This is a genomic window from Xanthocytophaga flava, from assembly GCF_030068545.1.
GTDB lineage: Bacteria > Bacteroidota > Bacteroidia > Cytophagales > 172606-1 > Xanthocytophaga > Xanthocytophaga flava.
This window is the reverse complement of record NZ_JASJOR010000018.1, coordinates 32,801-55,758: the sequence shown is the minus strand read 5'-3', so window position 1 is coordinate 55,758 and position 22,958 is coordinate 32,801. Positions and strand designations below refer to the sequence as shown.

Here is a 22,958-nt window from a genome sequence, read left to right as displayed (position 1 = left end):
CAGAAGTGCTGTCAGTCCACTTCTGAAATAATGTCAGAAGAGAAGTGTTGATTTTTTTATACATTTGTACAAAACCAACAAAAAACAAGCTAACCACTAATAAAACCATCTGTATATCAAAAACATACTACTAGCCGAAGACGTCAAAAATATAATTTTATGTACATAAAAAGATAACACTTCATAAGAAAGTCAATTACAAGAACACAAAACAAAACGCCTCGGGTTTTACAGAAACCGAGGCGTTTTACTAATGATTTTACAAGCGTTTATGGATAAAATGCACGTGATGAAAGTTGCCAATATTGATTTACTTGCCCATAATATGCATCATCATTATATGCCTCATCACTATTGGTATCAGGCCAGTGATCTTTGTCAAATCCTGGAGAGTCTTTTACATATTCCTTACTTCTATCCAAAATAAAGCGTCTGCGAATGCCATCCAGAATCAATTCTGAAAAAGGAATAGCAAACAACTTACCTCCTAGTCCCAAAAATGATCCTTACTCCAATACTGCATATTCAATTTTTCCTGTCTGAATATTAACCATCAGATTCTGAATCGTTCCTAACTCTTCGTCTACTCTATTAAATACACTATCTCCAAGAATAGAAGTGGCAGTTAAACGCTGTACTGGAATATTAGCATCTGATCCTTCATGGTTACTGCCTGTTTAATTATCGGCTTCATAGCTTCCAATAGCCATAGTCACCTCCTTTAGTTTAGTAAAATAAAATACAAAAGGCTACCTATGTGGTAGCCTTCGGTTAATCTTTTGTTCTTTCGCTGGCATTACCCAGTTCAAGTAAATGAGGATATATTCTCAGGTCTGACTTAAGAAAATGGATCTTTTTCATCAGAAAATGAATCTTACTTTTAGATACATTTCTTCTTACTTCTACCAGATAAATAATCTTAAACCAGCCACTCCTTCTAAATTATCTCTCCTTTCTCAGACTAACGCTTACAAAAGATAAAACTTTATGCCTGAAGCACTTAGTAGCTCTTATACGTATGTCTTGGTATACACCCTCTCCTTATATTCTCAAATTGTGGTATTTCCTACCCTGGCATGCAGAGAAATAGTTACAATAGAAACAGCACAATGTATATGGGATCCACAACAATAGTTAACATAAAAACAGATATAAATACTTGGCTATTTTAAAACAGAAAGATCAGGCAATGCAACAATTGTGTTTATTGTAGAAAACAATTATTTTCCTCTCTGCCTCATACACTTGCAGTTAAACTAACGTAACTAAACAGAGAAAAATACGTAAAATCACTTAGTAACCAATACAGGTTTTGAAGCCTGTTTTTAGTATGAATAGTACAGAACACATACATATTTTGATTGCAGAAGATGATGATGATGATGTTTTTATGCTGGAAAATAGCTTACGTGAACAATTTCCTCATTGGCGGTATACGTTCTTTACAAATGGTCAAGAACTCTTGACATATCTCTCTTCTAAAACCACTCATGCAAATACGTTTCCAGGAAACAACACTGAAGAGATATCAACTATAATCTCTCTGATTATATTGGATATCAATATGCCCCGAAAAGATGGAATTCAAACAGTGAAAGAGATTCGTCAGTTGCCAGCATATGCGATGGTACCTGTTATTGGTTTTTCTACAACCAACTCTTTATTACAGGTAGAAGAATTTATTAAACAGGGTGGCAATAGTTTTATGCAAAAGCCAGACAATTACAATGATTTTCACTTGTTGGTAGGGCAACTCCCATTGCTAATCAGCCAGGCATCCTCTGCCGATGGTTCTCAATCCTGAATATATACAAAGAAAGGTTCTTATTCTGCCATCGGCATTATACATAATTATAGAATAAGAACCATCCTGAAAAATTATTTCTTTAGAATAATAAATTCAACCCGACGGTTTTTCTTACGGGACACTTCGGAGGCGTTACTTGCCAGAGGTTGTGTCCCCCCATACGCTTTGTACTGAATACGTTCTGGCGTTACTCCTTTCGATTCAAGATATTTCTTTACAGCAAGAACGCGATTCTTCGACAGCTCTATATTGAGCATAAAATCACCTTGATTGTCAGTATGTCCTTCCAGCCGTATTTCCATCTTTGGATTTTCCTTCATCACTGTAGCAACCCGATCCAATTCGACAAAAGAAGGTTCCAGCAAATCAAATTTTCCCTGTTCAAACATAATGTTGTTCAATACAACAGCTTTTCCAACCTCCAGATTTGCTATATCCAGTTTATTAGCAAGTGCGGGTGGTTCTGTTCCTGTTTTACTTAAGTAAATATCCTTCCGAATCTCTTTGTAAACAGAATCTTTTTCAAGCTTAATTTCGTCGGTATTTTGTGTATAACCAGATGAATTTACTACTAAAGCATATATCTCTTTTAGTGGTAATACCATTTTATATTCCCCTGTAGCAGTGTTGGCAGAAGCTTTTCCAGATTCTCCTTTCTGTTTTTTGGGACTGTATTGCAACTCTGCCCCAATTGGTTTCTTAGTTAGTGCATCATATACAGTACCATATACCAGAGCAACAGGGTCAGGTTGTAACTGCTTAGTTAACTCAACTCTAAATATATCATTTCCTCCAAATGAGTTCTTAGCAGATACAAAATAGGCATAATCACCTGATGCAGGTAGGGTAAAGTATCCATCCCATGCATCCGAGTTGATAGCAGGTCCCAGATTCTGAGGTTCGCTCCACTTAGTCCAGCTTTCATCCAGTCGTCTGGTCGCAAAAATATCCATACTTCCATAACCACTCAATCCGGGAGTAGAGTAATACATAGTGACGCCATCAGAGGCAATGAATGGAGAAGTTTCTGCATCAGCAGTATTGATTACACCTCCCATATTTTTAGGTTCGCTCCATACTCCGTTGGATTGCAGAAACGAAACATAGAGATCTTTTGAACCATAGGAATCTTCCCGTTGTGCAGTCATTACAAGCACCTGGCCACTCTGCGCCAAAGAAAACTCAGCAAAGTCATTGTCATTGTAATATTTCTGGATTTGAACTTGTTCAGGAAATCCCCATAGCTGTCCGTTTTTTCGTGTTACAGACAAACCTTTGTAAAGTTTAATCCGGCTTGTATCCTGTTTATCACGTCGATAAATATTGTTTAGCAGCATGGTACTTCCATCAGGAGTAATTGAGAACGAAGAATTGTGTTCAGGCGTATTAATAGGACTTGGCATCCGGCGAGCAGTACCAAACGTTTTGGAAGCAGTCAATTCAGCATACCAGACATCCTGATTATCGGGTTGCTCAGGACGGGTAAAATACAATGTCTTTCCATCTGGAGCTATGACAGGACAGATTTCTTCATAAACAGAATTTACTCCCCTACCTAAGTTTTCTCTTTTTAGCTCTTTGGGAGTATCCGGACTTAGGTTAATCTGAGCTTTTACTGGTGTAGAAAGAGAAGAAATAGCCACAGCATCGATCTGATTCCAACCTGGAATACGGCTGGTATTCAGCATAATCTTCAAAGAAGTTACCATAAAAGGAGTTTCTTTTATAAAGATATTCGACATCCTTCCTACTACTGGCAATGTATCTTTGGTATTGGTATATAACAAATATTCTTTGTCATTACTATCATATCCATAAATACGGGTAATACTTCCTGCATTATAATTCTCTGCTACAGCTATCTGCTTGACCTTCATAGGCTTGTTATATCCTACTTTGATCCATTCTTCTGTGATATTCCCTTCTGTAGAAGGAGACCAGGCACAGGCACTATTTCCAAAATTGGGTAATTTGCTGGGTTTGCCCAGAATCTGCTGTGCACCATATTGTTTGGGAGTTTTGGCATGCACCAGTTCAGAAGAAAATCCAATAACTCGTGAAGCCCATTGTACTTGTTGGGCTAAAGCTGTACCTAAACCAAAAGAGAATAGCAAAATCACACAGATAAGCCGGACTCCCTTGCCGAAGAATGATCGATAATGTTTTCTCACAGTTGTAAGCGGGTATACAATGTACTAAAATGAGCGTAAAACACTATTCGATTTCTGTATACCAATTGGCTGTCTCACAGAAGTCAGAATTAGTGAATATTCCTTTGTATCAACCTCTTGGATTTCTATAATTCAATCCAACGTCAGAGTTATACCTCTAAGGCTGATATACAAACTTTTGTATGGGTGATTCTATACCTGTGATATAAAAATTCTTGGATGAATTAAAATACAATCTGTCATAGATAACTGGCAGCACATCATATCCTTTGTTATCAGATAAGCCTAATTTATTATTTTTTCCCAACATAACAAACCCATTATCATTATCTGCCACAAGATCATATCTGGGAGGAAAAATCTCTCTGCCTGAAGCATCAGCCAAACCTTTTTTTCCATTCAAACTGATTGTATATCGCCCGGTAGGCTGCCAGTTTACCCCATCATAATTACATTTTAAAATCTCTTTTCCAGTCTTTGAGGCCAATCCCCATTTACCATTTTTCTTTACAGGCGCAGCCCCATGTTCAAATTGCCCGACAGCTTCATAATTGGGTTGAATGACCAACTCTTCTGCTTTATTGATAAAGCCCCATTTTCCAAGAATCTTCACAGCAGCCATATTCTCAGAGAAATTACCTATGCCTTCGTAGCGGTTTGCTATCCGAAGTTTACCATTCTTATCTACAAAACCATATTTGTTTTTCAGTTTTATTCCAACCCTCTCATTTTTCATAACCAACAATTCTTCATATAAAGGAGAAGGCTTTAGAATTACTCGCCCCTGAAGGTTTATCAATCCTTTATTTTTCTTTTGAAATACGGTTAGGACACTGTCTTCAGTAAAATCTGAGATATAATCATATTGCACGGGTATCACCTCTTTGCCACGTGAGTTCCAGACTCCATATTTTCCTTTGGCAATAACTCTCAGATAATTATGTATGGGTTCTACCATATCAGCCTCTATCAGCATTTCTTTCGTCAGAATCGAAATCAGCCCGGAACGCCCCCCTGTATAATATTGTGCGATATATTCATTGACAATCCGCAAATTATCAAATACAGGTTCGATAGCCCAGGAACCACGAAGATTAACCAGACCTACCTGTTTTTGTCTGTATGCCACAGCGTATAGATTCTGAATATCTCCTAGTTGCGTAAATGTCTGATCCCCGACAGGTTGTCCTGTTGCATCAAGCAATTGCCAAAGGGTGTCTTTTCTGGCAGTAAACATACCATAACGTTGTACCCGAATTGTATCGTATTGAGAGGGAACAATGGTACGATTAGCTTTATTTAATACTCCCCATTTACCATTGGACTGCACCCGAAGCAACAATGTAGCTGTATCAATGTCTATCTTCTGATATTGCAAGGGAATCATCACATTACCTTTGGAGTTAATTACACCATAAGTGTCTTTTTCCCGTACAATAGCCATTTCCTTTACAAATGGCTGAATTTCATCATACAATGGCTGAGTAATACGCCCCCCCTTTTCATCCAGCAAACCAACTTTTCCTTCAATCTGATAACTGTATAAAACCGGATGTACCGGACGTACATCCTCATATTCCATCGTTAAAAGAGTTTGTTGTTTCTGATCTACCACCTTCCATTGAATAAATGGTAAAAGATCATAGGAGCGGGTAGCTTTCTTAATAATATCCCGATAAGCGGGTTTTACAACCATTTTTCCAGCAGCATTCACAATACCCCATTTTCCATTTACTTTTACACAAGCCAGTTCAGCATCAAACTCTTTGATATTATCGTATTTTCCACCAAATAAGGACTTTCCAGAGGCATCGAAAGCCTCCCAGCGTGCGGACTGATCTTTTCCAATAAATAGCTGAAAGTTAGAATGCCGAATAGCCGAAAAATTTAAAGGAATAATAACTTTACCAGCCGGGTCAAGTAAACCGAAACTAACCTTACTGCTTTCGCCTTTACCACTAAGTTCTATACCAGCGATAAAGTAACGATAGTTAGGCTCTGGAGTAAAGTACTGATATTGAGGAGGCACAATCTGGTCTCCTTTTTCATTTATGAGTCCATGCAATAGTTCTGTATTATTCCCTCGAATGGTTACAACAGCCAGCCCATTCCGAAAAATACTAATATTGGAAAAGGATTTTTTTGTCAGAAATTTACCTCGGGTATTAATCAAATACCATCCTCCTTTCCAGATAACCCGTGCAGAACCATTACTAAAAGGAAATGCCTGATCAAACTGTGCAGGAATTACATACTTACCTTCTGCATCTTTGTAACCATATAATCCAGACGGATCTTTTGCCACAGTGGGAATATTATCAGCAAAAGCATTAGAAGAAACAATAAAACAAAGTATAAAAACGAATCTCAAGAAATAACTAGTCATAGTCCACAAAAATACACGATAATCCCCAGTTTCAAAATAGAGTGGTACCTGTTCAGCCCTCATTTTCTTAGCATTACCCAAATCTATCTGGAAGATTTAACGTCAAAATGTAAAAATAGTATGCCACTCATCATATAACTTATACTGGTATTACTATTTTGGGTTATTGAGATATGATATAATGAGTATATATACGAAAACAAAAACATTGTGTTGAGAAAAAGTATTCTCTGTATTCAATCAACTTAAAACAAATGCCATAAACTTTAATCCGTTAAATAAAAACGCCATAGATTCATGAATCTATGGCGTTTTTATTTTTGTGTTAATCAATAGCGTTACCTTATTCCAGCAAGGACGATACCTCCATCGAAATATCATCTCTATGTTCTTCCAGTTTCAGATCTCGCAGTGCTTTTGCAAACTGTTCTGTTAATGGCTTTCCTTTACGAATTTTCTTTTCTGTCATTCTTACCAGTGAAGCCTCTGTATCTATTTGTTTTTCGTTTAGCGGTTGCAAACCACTGATAGCAATATACCATTCATCATTTTCAGACTTCTTGTATTTGTAGAAATACACATATCCTTTTTTAAGGCTATATCCGGTCACCTGTTTATTTATAAAGACCAGCGTATCTGTTGTAGTATTATATCCTCTTTGCTGATACAATAAACTTCGGGCAATCAACTCCTGTGAAGCATATCGTTTTGGAAATTTATCCAATCGGTTGATGCTTTGTAGCTTTGTATACAAAAGTGCCCTGTATTTGTTATCTGAGGCTAATTGTTCAAGCAAGCTATCAGATACATTCTGTTTGTTTTTCAATAATACTTTCACTACCTCAATTACCGTTGAATTATCACTGGATTGTAGTAACCGCCCAAATAATCTGTCAACGTTTTTATTCTGATCCCGGTATGGAGCCAGCAAAGTGGCAAAATTGGTTAATCCAGAATTAGTGTCTCCCTCATATTCATAATAGGAATCCTCATCTTCAGATTCTTCAGCCATTTTCCGTTCTTCCTCCTGTGCAAAATGTCTTTTGGTGGCAATACGAGCATCATAAATCATTTGTCCCAGATACGAGTCGTAGGTCTTGGAATTAACAAAACTACTATCAACTAACAAAGCCAGTGTACCATATACCGGATCTCTGTAATCGGACAAGGAAGCCAGTTTCAACAGATCAGGAAAAAGATGTTTTGTCAAGGCGAGTGAATCCCGTAATGGATAAAATAATCCATTAAGATCTGTTTGAGAATTAAAAATGGGTGGCTCGTTTAAAACAATCTCTTTAAAAACAGTATAAGCTTCCTGAGTCTTTTGTAATGTTAAGGCATTCAGAATAGCATATTGTAACGTAGTAGTATCATTTGTATTCTGATAGGCAGATTTCAGAAAAGGTAAAATTTGTGGATGGTGCAATGTACCTAATTGTCCTATCAACAATCGTTTAGTATCCAGATAGCCTTTTTCTTTGGCATTGGCCTGTTGAATAAGTTTAATCAGACGAGGCGCATCACTATCCTGAAATTCCACATAATGAATGGACTCTTTGGCTTTTTGCCGTGTCTCCACATTCTTACTTGTAAAATCATCCAGAAATTCAGTTGCCTTACTTACATACAATGATTTTCCTACAGGATCTCCTATTGGAGTAAAGCTATCAAAGAAGGTCTTTATAAAAGCAGTCTGCCCTTGTAATGTATCTGAAACAGCACTTAAAGTATATAAAATTCGGTTACGTTGCACTAATCTGTATAACAGGCAACGGGAACTATTGGTATCCTGTAATACGATATATACTCCCGAGGCATCATTCAACACAGTTTTCTCTTTTTTTCTAACAATCTTTCCTGCAACAATCCCCTGTAACTCAGATTCTAGAAATTTATTTTCATTGCGGAAGCTATAATACTTGGGGAACTTCTGATAAGCCACTGTTATTTCTTCTCCGGAAGCAGGAGCTCTAAAAGTTAACATCTTCTCTACTACTCTGTAATCTTCTTCTTTTGGGCTAATTTCCGGCATATAGTCTTCATACAGGTTTTTGAGTTTCTCCCCTTCCCCTGGTTCACTCCCTTTAGGAATCCTCACAGAGAAACGCAAAGTTGTATCTGTATAGGCTTCCAAGGCACCCTGTGAAAACTCTTTAAAAGCAAACGAGTTGAAGAACTTATCAACTGTCTTTCTATCTTTTTTATAGTTTCCGGATATGATATAATAGTGTGTTCCTTTCAAAAGGAATCTTGTCACATTGTTGGTTCCATATTTTGTTTTACTTATAACTTCCAGACAAGGATATCCTTTGTAGGTAGATAATTTGCGAGATACTGTCTTTTTGATGAAATCGGACTTCAGAAAGCTTTCTTCTATGATACTCAGGTCTGTTGTATCTTCTTCCAACGTTCGCAGTTCGTTAACGTTCTTCTGAAGTATCATATAACTATTTCCGGTAATCTTGTCCCAGGCTTCCCATTCATGTAATATACTGGCATCTGTATGCTCATTTGATACAGGAACATGAGGAAGATTTACCTGAAACCCTCCAGTTGATGGTGTATAGGGAAGCCAGCTTGCAGCATTTATTTCTTTTAACTGAATAGAACTAAAAAATCTGTCAGCTTCTTTCCCTTCAATATAATCTCCATTACCACTCATTTTAAAGATAAAGACCTCAAAAGGAGTTATCAGGATCTGATATCGCTGCATATCGCCACGTCGTGAACGATTTTTCACATTAAACCCCTGATAGCCATTTTTCGTGACAGGAGTTTTGGACAATATTTTCCCAGGAATATGTTCATACAACAGGCTATCTACACGATCAAGCACTTGTTCAGGTGTTTGTCCTAAAAATAGCCCATTTGTTTTAACCCGGCTCACAGCATAGTAAGCACCATTAGCCAAGTCTGCATATTGCCGTTGAGCAAGCAGATTGGGAGTTGAAAAGTCATATAATTTACCGGGCATCTCTACCTGAAACCAACCATCATCTGATACTTGTCTGGAGAATTCTCTATCTACACGCAATTTTTCAATCAGGTCTTTCTGTTCACTGTCCCTTTCGCCCATTTTTATAGGCTTCACCATATATCCGGCTTTACGAAGCATATTAATTAATCCTCTATCACCAGGCAGGTGAGCAGCCCCTACTCCAACAAACAAGCTGGATTTCTGAATAATAGAGTCAATGGAATGGAACATATTCTCATTCCTTTTATAAAGGAATTTCTCCAGAAATGCATCTGACTGATACTGCTTCCGGGATAATGAATCCAATAAATCCAGATTTCCACTCCGATATGCATCTGTCAGCACATGGGGTTGTAGCATCCGATAGTCATCCTCATCAACCTCTCTGCTTCGCGTTTTCTTTTGCTTCATCTCTTCTGCCATATCTTTCAGCGCTTCCAGAACCAGTTGTTCAGACTCCCGAAAATTCTCTACACCCGTAGCCCGTTTGCCTAATCTCTTGCCTACCTGATAGATATACAGATCCAGAAACGTATTTTCTTCAAAATCTTCCATATCCATGTAAGACCTGTACAGCAACTGATTTAACATCTCCGGATCATAAGATAAAGCTGCCTGAAGCAATTTCTTATAATCTGAAATTGTAAACTCGTCTGAGGACAACCGTCCACTTTTACGCTTATATTGTTCAGAGCGGGCTTTTTGAAAAATGGACTGAGTATAATCATCCTGCATTTCATCCGGATTTGTTTCCAGAGCAACTACTTCAGCATTACGGATAGAAGTATAAAAAGCATCACCCAGATGAAAGGCGACTTTAGAGCTTACGTGCATGGTTCCAAACAGATAGGAAGGCTTCTGAAGATTCTTTCCTGATATTTCCCAAAGTAACCCCTGATACTTAACTGCTGAATTTTGTGCAAAGGAACTAAAACAAGTCAACCCGATAAGAGCAATACTCAGATAAATTCTCATGATAACAGATAGTGAACAATATACAAAGGTAACGTTTATTCCCCTGAAAATGTACACGTTGTAATATTTAAAGAGAAATATTATTCCTTCCGATAAGACTGATTTCCTATCTATTTAAAATAGTCTGATACAACACAACAATACTATCCGATTCATTTTTTATTTAAATACCTACGAGACAAGTCCTTATACCTTTGACAGATAAAATATACCGCTTGTATAGATTTAAAACTATTATTAGGAGAAAGAGAAGAAACAAAACATAATTTATTTATATTTCAACACACATTTATCCAATCCTCTTATTCACCTAAACCCTTTTTAAACTATGCAAGTACTACGCACTCTAAGTATTTTTGTATTTTTTCTAGCTGTATATGCTACTTCTGTTGCCCAGTCTTCTGGAAATAAACCAGACGATAGCAAACCCGATAGTGTTGCCATTCTTCAGGAGTATGTTGGCACTTATAACGTAAAAGGAAACAATGATTTCAGTAAAGCGATTGTCACATTGGAGGGTGGCAAATTGTATGGACACACAGATACTCAGACCCAGGCTATGCCTCTCAGCCCTACCAAAGTACCTGATGTGTTTTCTATTACCTCTCCTGATAACTCTGTCGATGTAACTGTCACTTTTCTGAGAAATGATACAAAGAAAGTATCCAGTATCAAGATCTATTACAATGGACTGGAAACCCGAGGGGAAAAAGAAAAATAAGTATGAGTAGAATTAAACTATAAAACCAAGGCTACCATCAACAGGTAGCTTTGGCTTTTAGTTATTTCCGCCTATATGTTTTAAAGCTTCTCGCTTGCTTAGGTTAGACATAGACTGTGTTGACACAAAATCCTGAACTGCTTCAGGATTTGTATAGGCATATTCGCGTAGAGCCCATCCAATTCCTTTTTGAATAAAAAATTCTTTTGAATCAGTACGCAGACGAATTAGATCAAACAACAATTTCTGATCAGTCAGCTTTTTATACTTTCGTTGAAAAGTTATAGCTACCCGTGGTAGCCATATATTTTCAGATGCAATCCATTGATAAGCTATATCATGCATTTTCTCAGGAAAATAGCGAAAATAAGGCGCTACCAATCCTGAAGAAACAGCATCAACAGTATCCCACCAGGATCGTTGTACAATCATTTTTTCGATCAGCTTAAGAGAACTTTCCTGCCGATAATAGTTACAGGAAACGGCCAGGTCTATAGCAAAATACTGGAATTCCCGCTCGGTTTGCTGCCATAATTCAGGAAGCATCCTCTCTAAATCTGCCTTTTCTGGTAGTCCATACTCTCTGACAAACTGCCTATCAAGTATTCGGCGTTGTGGATGTTTGATGCCAAAAAAATCAAACTGATTCCTCATATATTGGCTCATAGCCTGAGCATATGTAGTGTTCCTCTGCTTCTGATAGCGTTCTGCCAATGGGTAAATATATCCCTCAAAAATCTCCATGTACTAATTATGATTGTTAGCAAAAGAAAACAGGACTACACACTAAATAGGTTATAGCCCTGTCGAATTTAACTTTACAATTACGATGTCACTATCAGTAGAGTTATTTGCTTATTAGCTCTTCCACCAGCTTGGTTACGCCTTCACTTGCTTTCGCCTCAATCAGATGCAGATTAGGACGTGGAGCCACATACGGCATGTTAAGATCTATAACATATTTAGGTACTTCTATAGGTACATAGTCAATTAGTCCGGCAGCAGGATACACAACCAAAGAGGTACCAATCACCATAAAAATGTCAGCGGACAAAGCCTGAATTACAGCCTTTTCTATTAGAGGTACTGCTTCTCCAAACCATACAATATCCGGACGCAACTGCGATCCTTTCTCACAAGTATCTCCAAGCTTAATTTCCCATCCATCCATCTCATAGACAAGTGAAGGATCAACTGTGCTGCGTGATTTAAACAGTTCTCCATGCAAGTGCATTACCTTAGTTGATCCGGCTCTTTCATGCAGGTTATCTACGTTTTGTGTTACAATAACCACATTATACTTTTCTTCAAGCTTAGCTAATCCATAGTGAGCCGCATTAGGCTCTACGGTCTTAGCCTGTTTCCGGCGTTGATTGTAAAAATCGAGCACCAGTTCTGGATTACGTTTCCATCCTTCAGGTGAAGCTACAGACATGACATCATGTCCTTCCCACAATCCATTGGAATCTCTAAATGTAGCGATTCCACTTTCTGCACTGATTCCAGCTCCGGTCAGTACAACAATTTTCTGTTTCATAGTATAGGTTGTGTTAAAAATACAGGCAGAAGACCTACCTTTGAATTACAAATATCGGTAATTATTTCCTGAATAACTTCCTTGTATAAGCGTATGTTTTTTACAGAAGAGATCTACTATAAGGCAATAAATTTTGCCGGAGAAGCACACCATGCTCAGTTCATGCCAGGAAGTACCATTCCATATGTTACCCATCTGGCTAATGTGTGTATGGAAGTAGTAACAGCACTAACACAGTCATCAGACAGTTCGTTAAATGGAGACTTGTTGGTTTGCTGCGCCCTATTACATGATGTACTGGAAGATACACCTGTATCCTATACAGAGGTTGAGACTTTATTTGGAACAGCAGTAGCAAAAGGAGTTGCAGCACTAACACGTAATACATTATTACCAGAAGCAGAACAGATTCCAGATAGTTTGCAGCGAATTCTAAGACAACCTGTTGAAATTCGAATGGTAAAAATGGCCGATCGCATAGATAACTTGCGCCAGAATCCACTGCTATGGTCTAACTCTCAACGAAAAGCCTATCAGGATGAGGCACAAGTAATATTGAAGACACTAGAAGGTTGTAATCTCTATCTTGAAGAACAATTAAGGAAAAAAATCAATTCTTACAACCAATATCTTGAGGTAGTATAACCAGAATCAATGAAAACTCACTGATTCTGGTTTAAAGAACCTAAAATAATTTATTTCTTTGTCTTGGTAGACTTTTTGGCAGTTGATTTCTCACCAGCAGCTTTTGGTGTCTTTGTTGCTGCTTTTGTTGTTGATTTTGCAGCAGCGCCTTTCTTGGCGAAACGACCTGTTTTAGGTTTGCTATCAGCCTCTTTTGCCAATTCAAGACATTCTTCCAAAGTCAGACTTTTTGGATCTTTGCTTTTTGGTATTTTTATATTCTGCTTACCAATAGCAATATAAGGTCCAAAACGGCCATTCAATATCCTCACATCCGGATTGCCTGGAAATTCTTTTATCGATTTTTCAGCATCTGATTTTCGTTTTGCCTGAATAATCACAATAGCTCGTTCATCATCTATGCTATAGGGGTCATCCTCCTTGCCCAACGAATAGTATTTACCATCGTGCTGGATATAAGGGCCAAACTTGCCAATAGCGACTTTCATTACTTTGTCTTCATAGCTACCGATTTCACGAGGAAGTTTAAATAACTCAAGTGCCTCTTCCAGACTCAACCGTTCCATAAACTGCCCTTTTTTCAGACTGGCAAAACGTGGTTTCACCTCATCTTCCATCTCCCCAATCTGGACATACGGTCCAAATTTACCAAGTTTTACGGTAACAGGTTCACCTGTTTCAGGGTGAGTGCCCAGAGAACGTGATTTGCCCACAGAAGATCGTTGTATCTCATCTGTATTCTCAATCTTGCGATGGAAGCCATCATAGAACTTTTCCAGCATTTCTTCCCAGATCATTCGACCCTGCGCAATCTCATCAAAATCCTTTTCTACAGTAGCAGTGAACTTAAAATCTATAACATCCGGAAAGTATTGTACCAGAAAGTCATTCACAATCATCGCTACGTCAGTTGGGAACAACTTAGCTTTTTCTGCTCCAAATATTTCTTTTTTTGAATCTGTACTGATATTGTTGTTCTTCAGCGTAATCTCTCTATATGAACGCTCTTTTCCATCACGATCTTCTTTCACTACATATCCCCGTTGCTGAACAGTGGAGACAGTTGGAGCGTACGTAGAAGGACGTCCAATACCCAACTCTTCCAGTTTTTTTACCAGACTCGCTTCTGTATATCGTGCAGCAGGACGAGAAAAGCGCTGAACAGCTTTCATATTATCCAATTGCAACTGCTGACCAATCGTCAATGGAGGAAGCATTGCTTTATTTTCTTCATCGTCCTCATCCGTAGACTCAATATACACCTTCAGGAATCCATCAAATTTGATTACTTCTCCTGTAGCGATCAGTTCTTCTTTCAAGACTCCATTGGCAGGTGAATTAATAGAAATAGTAGCTGTTGTTCGTTCTAACTGAGCATCTGCCATCTGAGAGGCAATTGCACGTTTCCAGATCAGTTCATACAAACGTTGCTCATCCCGTGAATCATTGATTGAGCTAATACCAAAATCCGTTGGACGGATAGCTTCGTGTGCTTCCTGAGCTGAATCTGATTTAGTTTTGAAACGGCGTGTTTGTAAGTATTGCTTACCAAAACTATTCGTAATTTCAGTTGCGGCTTTTGTCAAAGCCTCTTCGGACAGATTGGTCGAGTCCGTACGCATATAGGTTATTTTACCAGATTCGTACAGTTTTTGAGCAATCATCATTGTTTTGGAAACCGAGAAATATAATTTCCGGCTGGCTTCCTGCTGCAATGTAGAAGTGGTAAATGGAGGTGCAGGTGTACGTTTTGCAGGTTTGGTTTCCAGATTTTTTATCTTGAAAACCCCATTCAGGCATCGATTCAAAAAATCCAGTGCATCTGCTTCCGTATCAAAATTTTTAGGCAATTCAGCCACTAATGTCTTCCCTTTCTCTACCTGAAACAAAGCTGAAACCTTGTAAGAAGATTTTGTTTCAAATCCTTCGATTTCACGTTCCCGCTCTACAATCAACCGAACGGCTACCGATTGTACCCTTCCCGCTGACAATCCGGTTTTAATTTTCTTCCAAAGTACAGGTGATAATTCATATCCCACCAAACGATCCAGAATCCGTCGCGCCTGTTGGGCGTTTACCAGATCCAGATCCAGTGTCCTTGGTGACTGAATCGCATTTAGAATGGCGTTTTTCGTAATTTCGCGAAAAACAATTCGTTTGGTTTTATTTTCCTGTAAGTTCAAAGCTTCTTTCAAATGCCAGGAAATAGCCTCTCCTTCCCGGTCATCGTCAGTTGCCAGCCACACTACCTCTGCATCTGCGGCTAATTGCTGCAACTGATTAACCAGGTCCTTTTTATCATCGTTAATCTCGTAAGTAGGCCGAAAATGATTTTTCACATCAATGGCTATTCCTTTCTCAGGCAAATCACGCACGTGACCAAAACTTGACCTTACAGTGAAATCTTTTCCCAGATACCCTTCAATCGTTTTGGCCTTTGCGGGCGATTCTACAATGACTAAATTTTTGGTCATACTCAATTTATTTCGTTATATATTTATACACTTTCAGGTATTGGGTAATGATGAAATTACCAGAAATTTATGGTACCTGTGTTTACTAAATAATCAGGCTAACACCAAAAGGAACCATTAGGTTTACATCAATGCAGCATTAAAACAACGTAAAATACCTGAAATCCAACAATAAATTTAAAGCTTATTTTTTTTGAATGCCAAATTTGCACAATTTCCGTTAAAACATCTATGGCAGAACATATCTATGTAACTACCAGACTTGCAATATTTTACACTATATATATATGACAAATACAGCATTTGGGGAAACATCTTTCTACATAAAAATTTTAATGCAAGATTTTTCTCATTTGAAGTATATTGTATTACTTGGCGTTCTGTTTCAGACTTTATGAATAAACATCTTTTTATTGTACGGCATGCCCAGGCAGTTTCTGGAGCAGCTGGTCAGCGTGATTTTGACCGTGAATTATCCTCATCAGGTATTATTGAAGCTTGTAAAATGGGCGGGCATTTAAAAAAACTGGGAGTCAGTCCAGATGTCTTGTTTGCCAGTCCTGCAGTACGAGCCTTGTCAACAGCTCAGTACATGGCAGAGCAATTAGGATATGATACTGAAAGAATAGTCATTAACAATGCTTTGTATGAGGAATATGCCTTACAATCTTTCGTCGAGATGATCAATGCTATTGCAGAAGATCAAAAATCAGCAATGGTGGTTGCTCATAATCCCAAACAAACCTATCTGGCAGAATATTTCACACATGATGATATAGGAAGCATACCAACAGGTGGGGTCGTTCATGTAATCTTTGAAAACCAACGATGGGTAGAAATTACAGGCGGTTCCGGAAAAATGGCGTGGTTTGAATATCCTGAAAAATTAAATAGCTTATAAGCTACAAAACGGGAAGTAATTCTTTCACACATTATCCCATTTACCAGTCAGGTATGTAATGTATTTACCTGACTGGTATTATTGCAAATATCAGCTATTTTAGTAAACTACAACTATTCAACAAATCTACTATCTCACTTCATGGTACGACAATCTTCTTCACGAACTATTATTCACTACATAGCCTCAGCCTTTCTGGTATATGGAACATTTTCCTGTTCCAGTGATCCTACAAACTTTGTCGTTGAATCCAAAGATCTTACCCCTTTCCATACTCAATATGTAGCCAAATCAGAAGCCCCCGTGGCATCGGATTCTATCTCTGTGTATATAGATTATTCCAAAGGGATGCATGAAGGGATGATGTCATCTATGGATTTTATCAAGGATTTACTAACAATCGTAAATAGTCCTAAGACTGTCTATTTCAAGGCAGGCACAAATGATATTCCACCCAGAATCAATATTAATGCTACCGAAAATATTCCCTGGAACATAAGCAACTATACAGAAACACGTTCGGTACTTGATGAGCCTATTCGCCAGATCACCCAGGATAATCGCACCGCCGTGTTTATTACAGACTTCGAACTGGTAAAAGGCAAACAGGAATTGCAGATTGTACAAAATGGAAAAACATTCCGTACCAGCATCGACATTTCTACCTGGGCAGTGAATGAGTTTGAAAACTGGCTGAAACAAGGTAATGCCATTGATGTATTTGCGCAACCTTTCACCAAGCAAAACTCCTGGGTACCTCAAACCCAGACCCAGCACATTTATATTCTGGTATTTACACCCAAAGCACTGGTTCATGAACCTTCTGCATTGGTTAACCGCCTTCAGGAAAAACAAGGTCGTTTAAAACATTTCCGGTTTTCAGCAGAAGATATTGCGCTAACAAACAAATACAAAGACAAAGCGAATGAAGGTGGAGCAACTGAAAATGCGGTACCAGATATGGTACAGGTAAATTTCCCTATTTTCGAATACTATATGTTCAAGCAAAAAGATTTGTTTAAAATTCCTGAGTACAGCGAAAAAGACACTCGTTTTCTGAAAAATCTGTTTCTGGCAAATGCCCCTGTAAATTATCCGGATCTGCAACTGGAAGCAAAAGTATATGATATTACCAGCGAGTACCAGAACTACTATGACGCAGTAAATCCTATAGAGGGTGAAAAACCTAAAAAATACAGTTATAACGCACCAGGTGCATCTGAAGACATTTTTGTGCTGGACTTTAATACAAAGAAAAAAGAAGTTGGTTTGAAACTACACGAAAACTTTACAGGTGTAGAATTCCGTACGCTTTACAAAGTAGATGTATCTATCAAAGAAGCCAAACCACAATTTGATAACAACCTGCTGTCTTCACTGAAATGGACAGATGCCCGTGGATTCGAGGTTCCTTCTTTAGCCAGCAGTCTTACAGAAGCGTTGTTACGCATTAACCTGAAAGATCGGGTAGTCTATACTTATTATGTAGAGCTGGAAAAATAAAATCACAGATTTAGAAAACTATTGCTATTTCTATCACTTCACTCTTATACTAAACTATGCTTCTTGCTCAAATTATTACAATTCGGAATCCTCGTCAGTTAGAAGATCTGGCCAGTGAAACATATATGTTTGCTGCCATTGCAGCTGTTATTTTTATCGGATTATCCTGGGTTGTAGCCAATCTGATTAAATGGGAAGGTGGAAAAGACCCTCAGGATGCAGGCAAACGTCGTGCTGCTTTTTTTATCATCTGGTTTGTAGCAGGTGCAGCCTTCTTTTTGTACAATATGTTTGTCGTTTCTGATAAAATCGCACCTAACCTGCAATCTAAATTTTCTCAGGTAAACTATATCAGTACAGCCATTGTTTTCGTGGTTTATATCATTTTGGGTTTTGTATTAAGCAAGCTGATGAAAAACAGTAAATACGGAACTATATTTCCTTCTTCTAAAAAGTAACTGTATGGCTGACCTGGTATATTATCAGGTCGCCTAATTATTTAACTTATGCATTTTATTGCTCCTTCTTTGCTGGCAGCAGACTTTACCAATCTGCAACGTGATGTAACCATGGTAAATCAGAGTGAAGCAGACTGGCTCCATTTTGATGTAATGGATGGTGTATTTGTACCTAATATTTCGTTTGGTTTTCCTATTCTGGAAGCTATTCGTCCTCATATTCAAAAGCCTATTGATGTTCATTTAATGATCACTCAACCTGAACGGTATATTGAGTCTTTTGCCCAGGCCGGAGCGGATCACATTACGGTTCATTATGAGGCGTCTACTCATTTACATAGAACATTACAACAAATTCGGGCTGCTGGTTGTCAGGCGGGTATTGCGTTAAATCCTCATACACCTGTACATCTGTTGGAAGAAATTATCACAGAAGCAGATATTATTTTGATTATGTCTGTAAATCCAGGCTTTGGAGGACAAAAATTTATTCAGCGTACATATGAAAAGGTATCACATCTGAAAGACCTTATTCTGCGTCGTAATGCCAAAGCAATAATTGAAATTGATGGAGGAGTCAACCTTGAGAACGCGCCATATCTACTATCTGCGGGAGCAGATGTGTTAGTAGCAGGCAATTTCGTATTCAGCTCTTCTGATCCAATTGCAACTATTCATGAATTAAAACAGGCTTCTTTACCTAAAATAGTATAATATTTTCAAGTAAAATCTCACATATTATAATTTCTCTGCAATATTACTTGTAAGTCCGATAGATTTTTTGTCAGTTTGAAACACTGATCTATTGGCTTTTATTGTATTTCCAACACTTGGATTTTGTCCGACATCATTTTGTCTTTGCGAATGCGCCTGTTCTTTTTTCTTATCTGTTTTTTACCCGGTCTGTTACTGGTACAGAACGCAACCGCTCAACACACACAAATTAAAGGTTGGATCAAAGATACACTGAACAAACCCGTACCAGGAGCAACTATCCGTCTGGAAAATCTATCTCGTGGCACTTCTTCAGATGAAAATGGATACTTTCAGTTATCAGATATACCTGCTAACCAGGATCTGGTGTTATATATTCGATCTATCAATCATCAGGAAAAGCAACTTACTCTTCGATTGAAGCAAGGAGAAATCAGGGAGGTCACTATCATTCTGGAAGCAGCAGTTCAGAAGCTCAATGAAGTCAAGGTTACTACCCGAAACGATCAACGAATGCAGGTTAGCGTGGTACAAATCAAACCTCAGGATGTCAAAACATTGCCTTCTACCTTTGGAGACTTTAACAAGATTCTGGCAACTCTGCCAGGAGTAGTCAGCAACAACGAACTATCTTCTACCTACTCAGTACGTGGTGGCAACTATGATGAAAACCTGATCTATGTAAATAACATTGAAGTATACCGCCCCTTTCTGGCCAGATCCGGCCAACAGGAAGGGTTAAGCTTTGTCAATCCTGACCTTGTCAAAAGTGTTGAGTTTTCTTCAGGTGGCTGGCAGGCCAAATATGGTGATAAACTTTCCTCTGTGATGAATGTAGCCTATAATGAACCTACACAAACCAAAGGGTCTGTTACACTGGGATTGTTGGGAGGATCACTACACACAGAAGGTACTGCATTAAAAGACAAACTAAGTTATACGGTAGGTGTACGACGCAAACAGTCACAGTATCTGCTGAATACACTTGAGGTAAAAGGTGAATACTTGCCCGCATTTACAGATATACAAGGCTATTTCAGGTATGTTTTGGGAAATAAAAAAACAAGTTCTCTGGCTCCCAAATCTGAAATAGGCCTATTACTTTCCTATGGTCGTAATCGCTATCTCACCCGACCTGTAAGCCAGGAAACAACCTTTGGTACATTTTCACAACAACTCAGACTGTATGTAGCCTATGCAGGCCAGGAGTTGCTCAACTATGATCTGGGACAAGGAGGTCTTAAATTTACCCATCGCCCCAGTGATAAGCTGACACTGAACTTTATCGGGTCTGCAATGAATACCAGTGAGCGCGAGTTCTATGATACAGAAAGTGCTTATCGGCTGTGTGAAATAGATCTGGACCCTAGTTCGCCAACCTACAAACAATGCATAGGAACTGTTGGAGTGGGTAGTGAATACAAATATGCCCGAAACCAACTCAATGGAAGAATACTATCACTGGAACACCGGGCAACCTATGAAATGAACCCTCGAAATCGTTTTGAATGGGGTATACGTTATAACAGGGAATCGTTCACCGATAAACTCAATCAGTATTCCTTTGCTGACTCAGCGGATTATGCTATGTTCCGGGATACTCTTTTTACTCATCTTGCACTATCTTCTAATAGATGGAATGGCTATCTGCAACACTCGTATTCCAAAGACAATCAACGCACACTGACTTATGGAGCCCGTATTGGCTACTGGTCTGTAAATAAGCAGTGGCTGATAAGTCCGTCGATTCAATATGCATTTACACCCAATTGGGTAAGAGAAACAACATTACGATTTGCAGCCGGCATTTACAGGCAACCACCCTTATATCGGGAGTTACGCGATCAACAGGGACATCTCAATCTGAATCTGAGGGCACAAAGTTCACTCCATCTTATTGCAGGCATGCAACAGACCGTTCAGATGTGGGGACGTGAATTTGTCTTCAACTCTGAACTCTATTATAAAAACCTCTGGGACGTGGTTGCGTATGATGTAGACAATGTAAGATTGCGATACTATGCCAATAATATTACTCGTGCATATGCTGTAGGGGCAGATTTCCGGTTTAGTGGTGAATTTATCAAAGGAGCAGAATCCTGGTTTAGCTTAGGCATTATGCAAACCAAAGAAGATCTGGGTTTTGATCAGACAGGTTATATACGTCGTCCTACAGATCAGCGTGTTACGTTGGCTGTATTCTTCCAGGATCATTTGCCAGGCAATCCCTCCTGGCGTGTATATCTCAATACCATTATAGGTACAGGATTACCATTTGGCCCACCTAAAAATCTGAACTATCGTTCAGCTCTTCATGCCCCACCCTATCGCCGACTGGATATTGGATTTTCAAAGATTATTGCTTTTGGTTCAACAAGCAAAGGAATTGGCAAATTTGGAGATTCTATCTGGATAGGAGCAGAATTGCTTAATGCCTTAGGAGCAAGAAATGTTATGTCATACAATTGGGTTACCGATGTTAATGAACGTCAGTATGCAGTACCGAACGCACTTTCTGCCCGTTTCCTTAATTTCCGGGTGATTGTACGAGTAAAAGATCCTAAAAAATAGAATACTGCTCTTATTTATCAGACAGCCTTGGGATATTTTTGTAACCAATATGATGAGATTAAATACAGACAATAAGCACTTATCAGAATCGACAAAACATGTATTAGCCGTTCTGTAATAGTTTCTGCGCTGTTCGTAAAATTCAAATCCAAGAACTTCCGATGTTCAGAGCTACACCCTTTCTGAATTTCATAGATTAAATCTACAATACTACCAGTGAAAGTAGTTACATATAAAAGTCTATATGGATTAGTCTCTTTATATGTCCGTTCTGAATCCGTGTAACAGTTGGAAAACTCTATAGTTCCGCTTACATTAAATGTGCTAATGGTAGGACAACTCCCTACCAATCCCATTAACAGAAGTATCACATGCATTCTTTTTTGAGCATAGATAAGTCCAATCCATATCACTGCATTCAACAGAAAAAGAAAAAGTGCAAATTGATATTCCAGTAAGCTTTCTATACCTAAGCAAAAAAACAAAGAAACTACAAGCATCCATCCTATCAGGAATATCCCACAAAAAAGATAAAAAATCCTGACTCGATTATTTAGTTTAGCTAGTAAAATGTTGGTCACTATTATCTTATCGTTCATTTTATGCCTCCAATCTAAACTCATACCAATAGAGATCAGGACGAATACAATAAAATGCATTTGGAAGATAAGACTTTTACCTATAAGTAAAGGATTAGCAAACCGATATACCTCATTACTATCACAACTACTATACTTCTGAAATATAAGGTTCAGTACACTCACACCATATGGTGCTATCTCTAGCTTCCTGTGATGATCTGTGGAGTTTATTAATCTGGTATCACATCTGATAAAAAAACCAGAGTTTGTTACTTTGCTTCTAACAGATGGAAAGCCCAGCCATATACATAAGAATAAAAAGATTTTCTGCTGTTTGTTTATTTGCAGACGCATCAGGAATAAGTATCCCAAAAACAAAATAGCATAGCCACTTACATATATAATGTTTCCCAGATTACCCCAAAGTGCTTCAAGAACAAAACTAACAGTATTCCAGACTAATACTAAAAACACTATCAATAAACTATACAGAACAGCAGAGACAATAAACCTTATCATTATAAAACATATTTTTCG

17 protein-coding genes are annotated in these 22,958 nt (G+C 38.3%); 8 read left to right on the top strand and 9 right to left on the bottom strand.

What is annotated here, in order from left to right; translation table 11 throughout:
• Nucleotides 1-269: 269 nt before the first annotated feature.
• Nucleotides 270-497 carry a hypothetical protein gene (locus QNI15_RS23850; RefSeq protein ID WP_314033997.1) on the bottom strand — a complete coding sequence of 76 codons (228 nt, stop codon included), beginning with the start codon at nt 495-497 and terminating at the stop codon, nt 270-272.
• Between the two features lie 9 nt (nt 498-506).
• On the bottom strand, nt 507-614 hold the full coding sequence (locus QNI15_RS39010) for a PRC-barrel domain-containing protein (RefSeq protein WP_390902213.1): 108 nt from the start codon (nt 612-614) through the stop codon (nt 507-509).
• A 716-nt stretch (nt 615-1,330) separates the two neighbouring features.
• On the opposite strand from QNI15_RS39010, the gene QNI15_RS23845 reads away from it, so the two are divergent.
• Complete coding sequence (locus QNI15_RS23845) at nt 1,331-1,804, top strand: response regulator (protein WP_314000520.1); 474 nt, start codon at nt 1,331-1,333, stop codon at nt 1,802-1,804.
• 74 nt (nt 1,805-1,878) lie between these two features.
• Here QNI15_RS23845 and QNI15_RS23840 read toward each other — a convergent pair whose 3' ends face one another.
• The 3 genes from QNI15_RS23840 to QNI15_RS23830 form a co-directional block, all read right to left on the bottom strand.
• Nucleotides 1,879-3,978 carry an OmpA family protein gene (locus QNI15_RS23840; protein ID WP_314000522.1) on the bottom strand — a complete coding sequence of 700 codons (2,100 nt, stop codon included), beginning with the start codon at nt 3,976-3,978 and terminating at the stop codon, nt 1,879-1,881.
• A gap of 157 nt (nt 3,979-4,135) precedes the next feature.
• A complete protein-coding gene (locus QNI15_RS23835) occupies nt 4,136-6,283 on the bottom strand; it encodes a WG repeat-containing protein (RefSeq protein ID WP_314033995.1) in 2,148 nt (715 codons plus the stop codon).
• A gap of 424 nt (nt 6,284-6,707) precedes the next feature.
• On the bottom strand, nt 6,708-10,316 hold the full coding sequence (locus tag QNI15_RS23830) for a TraB/GumN family protein (protein ID WP_314033993.1): 3,609 nt from the start codon (nt 10,314-10,316) through the stop codon (nt 6,708-6,710).
• Nucleotides 10,317-10,644: 328 nt separating this feature from the next.
• Between QNI15_RS23830 and QNI15_RS23825 the strand changes: the two genes are divergently transcribed.
• Entirely contained in the window at nt 10,645-11,037 is a 393-nt protein-coding gene (locus QNI15_RS23825) for a DUF3471 domain-containing protein (RefSeq protein ID WP_314033991.1), read from the top strand.
• 57 nt (nt 11,038-11,094) lie between these two features.
• On the opposite strand, the gene QNI15_RS23820 is transcribed toward QNI15_RS23825, so the two are convergent.
• Both QNI15_RS23820 and QNI15_RS23815 read right to left on the bottom strand, forming a co-directional pair.
• Nucleotides 11,095-11,781 (bottom strand): DNA alkylation repair protein, encoded by a 687-nt coding sequence (locus QNI15_RS23820; RefSeq protein ID WP_314033989.1) that lies wholly within the window; start codon nt 11,779-11,781, stop codon nt 11,095-11,097.
• A gap of 103 nt (nt 11,782-11,884) precedes the next feature.
• Nucleotides 11,885-12,574: an SIR2 family NAD-dependent protein deacylase gene (locus QNI15_RS23815; protein ID WP_314033987.1), complete on the bottom strand. Its 690-nt coding sequence runs from the start codon at nt 12,572-12,574 to the stop codon at nt 11,885-11,887.
• A 93-nt stretch (nt 12,575-12,667) separates the two neighbouring features.
• On the opposite strand from QNI15_RS23815, the gene QNI15_RS23810 reads away from it, so the two are divergent.
• Nucleotides 12,668-13,219 carry an HD domain-containing protein gene (locus QNI15_RS23810; RefSeq protein ID WP_314033985.1) on the top strand — a complete coding sequence of 184 codons (552 nt, stop codon included), beginning with the start codon at nt 12,668-12,670 and terminating at the stop codon, nt 13,217-13,219.
• A gap of 50 nt (nt 13,220-13,269) precedes the next feature.
• Here the strand turns inward: QNI15_RS23810 and topA are convergent, their stop codons facing one another.
• On the bottom strand, nt 13,270-15,693 hold the full coding sequence (topA, locus tag QNI15_RS23805) for a type I DNA topoisomerase (RefSeq protein WP_314033983.1): 2,424 nt from the start codon (nt 15,691-15,693) through the stop codon (nt 13,270-13,272).
• Nucleotides 15,694-16,087: 394 nt separating this feature from the next.
• Between topA and QNI15_RS23800 the strand changes: the two genes are divergently transcribed.
• The 5 genes from QNI15_RS23800 to QNI15_RS23780 all read left to right on the top strand — a co-directional run bounded on the left by QNI15_RS23800 (nt 16,088) and on the right by QNI15_RS23780 (nt 21,840).
• Complete coding sequence (locus tag QNI15_RS23800) at nt 16,088-16,594, top strand: SixA phosphatase family protein (protein ID WP_313984881.1); 507 nt, start codon at nt 16,088-16,090, stop codon at nt 16,592-16,594.
• Nucleotides 16,595-16,735: 141 nt separating this feature from the next.
• Entirely contained in the window at nt 16,736-18,097 is a 1,362-nt protein-coding gene (locus tag QNI15_RS23795) for a hypothetical protein (RefSeq protein WP_314033981.1), read from the top strand.
• 56 nt (nt 18,098-18,153) lie between these two features.
• Entirely contained in the window at nt 18,154-18,555 is a 402-nt protein-coding gene (locus QNI15_RS23790) for a hypothetical protein (RefSeq protein WP_313984885.1), read from the top strand.
• Nucleotides 18,556-18,603: 48 nt separating this feature from the next.
• Nucleotides 18,604-19,269: a ribulose-phosphate 3-epimerase gene (gene rpe, locus QNI15_RS23785; protein WP_314033979.1), complete on the top strand. Its 666-nt coding sequence runs from the start codon at nt 18,604-18,606 to the stop codon at nt 19,267-19,269.
• A 123-nt stretch (nt 19,270-19,392) separates the two neighbouring features.
• Nucleotides 19,393-21,840 (top strand): TonB-dependent receptor, encoded by a 2,448-nt coding sequence (locus QNI15_RS23780; protein WP_314033977.1) that lies wholly within the window; start codon nt 19,393-19,395, stop codon nt 21,838-21,840.
• A 17-nt stretch (nt 21,841-21,857) separates the two neighbouring features.
• On the opposite strand, the gene QNI15_RS23775 is transcribed toward QNI15_RS23780, so the two are convergent.
• The gene (locus QNI15_RS23775; RefSeq protein ID WP_314000542.1) at nt 21,858-22,940 is read right to left on the bottom strand and encodes a hypothetical protein; all 1,083 of its coding nucleotides are present in this window, start codon (nt 22,938-22,940) and stop codon (nt 21,858-21,860) included.
• Between the last annotated feature and the right edge of the window lie 18 nt (nt 22,941-22,958).

Bases quoted from the DNA above. Each gene is read 5' to 3' on its own strand.
- QNI15_RS23845 (WP_314000520.1), top strand. From the start codon at position 1,331: ATGAATAGTACAGAACACATACATATTTTGATTGCAGAAGATGATGAT.
- QNI15_RS23830 (WP_314033993.1), bottom strand. From the start codon at position 10,316: ATGAGAATTTATCTGAGTATTGCTCTTATCGGGTTGACTTGTTTTAGT.
- QNI15_RS23825 (WP_314033991.1), top strand. From the start codon at position 10,645: ATGCAAGTACTACGCACTCTAAGTATTTTTGTATTTTTTCTAGCTGTA.
- QNI15_RS23820 (WP_314033989.1), bottom strand. From the start codon at position 11,781: ATGGAGATTTTTGAGGGATATATTTACCCATTGGCAGAACGCTATCAG.
- QNI15_RS23815 (WP_314033987.1), bottom strand. From the start codon at position 12,574: ATGAAACAGAAAATTGTTGTACTGACCGGAGCTGGAATCAGTGCAGAA.
- QNI15_RS23810 (WP_314033985.1), top strand. From the start codon at position 12,668: ATGTTTTTTACAGAAGAGATCTACTATAAGGCAATAAATTTTGCCGGA.
- topA (WP_314033983.1), bottom strand. From the start codon at position 15,693: ATGACCAAAAATTTAGTCATTGTAGAATCGCCCGCAAAGGCCAAAACG.
- QNI15_RS23800 (WP_313984881.1), top strand. From the start codon at position 16,088: ATGAATAAACATCTTTTTATTGTACGGCATGCCCAGGCAGTTTCTGGA.
- QNI15_RS23795 (WP_314033981.1), top strand. From the start codon at position 16,736: ATGGTACGACAATCTTCTTCACGAACTATTATTCACTACATAGCCTCA.
- QNI15_RS23790 (WP_313984885.1), top strand. From the start codon at position 18,154: ATGCTTCTTGCTCAAATTATTACAATTCGGAATCCTCGTCAGTTAGAA.
- rpe (WP_314033979.1), top strand. From the start codon at position 18,604: ATGCATTTTATTGCTCCTTCTTTGCTGGCAGCAGACTTTACCAATCTG.
- QNI15_RS23775 (WP_314000542.1), bottom strand. From the start codon at position 22,940: ATGATAAGGTTTATTGTCTCTGCTGTTCTGTATAGTTTATTGATAGTG.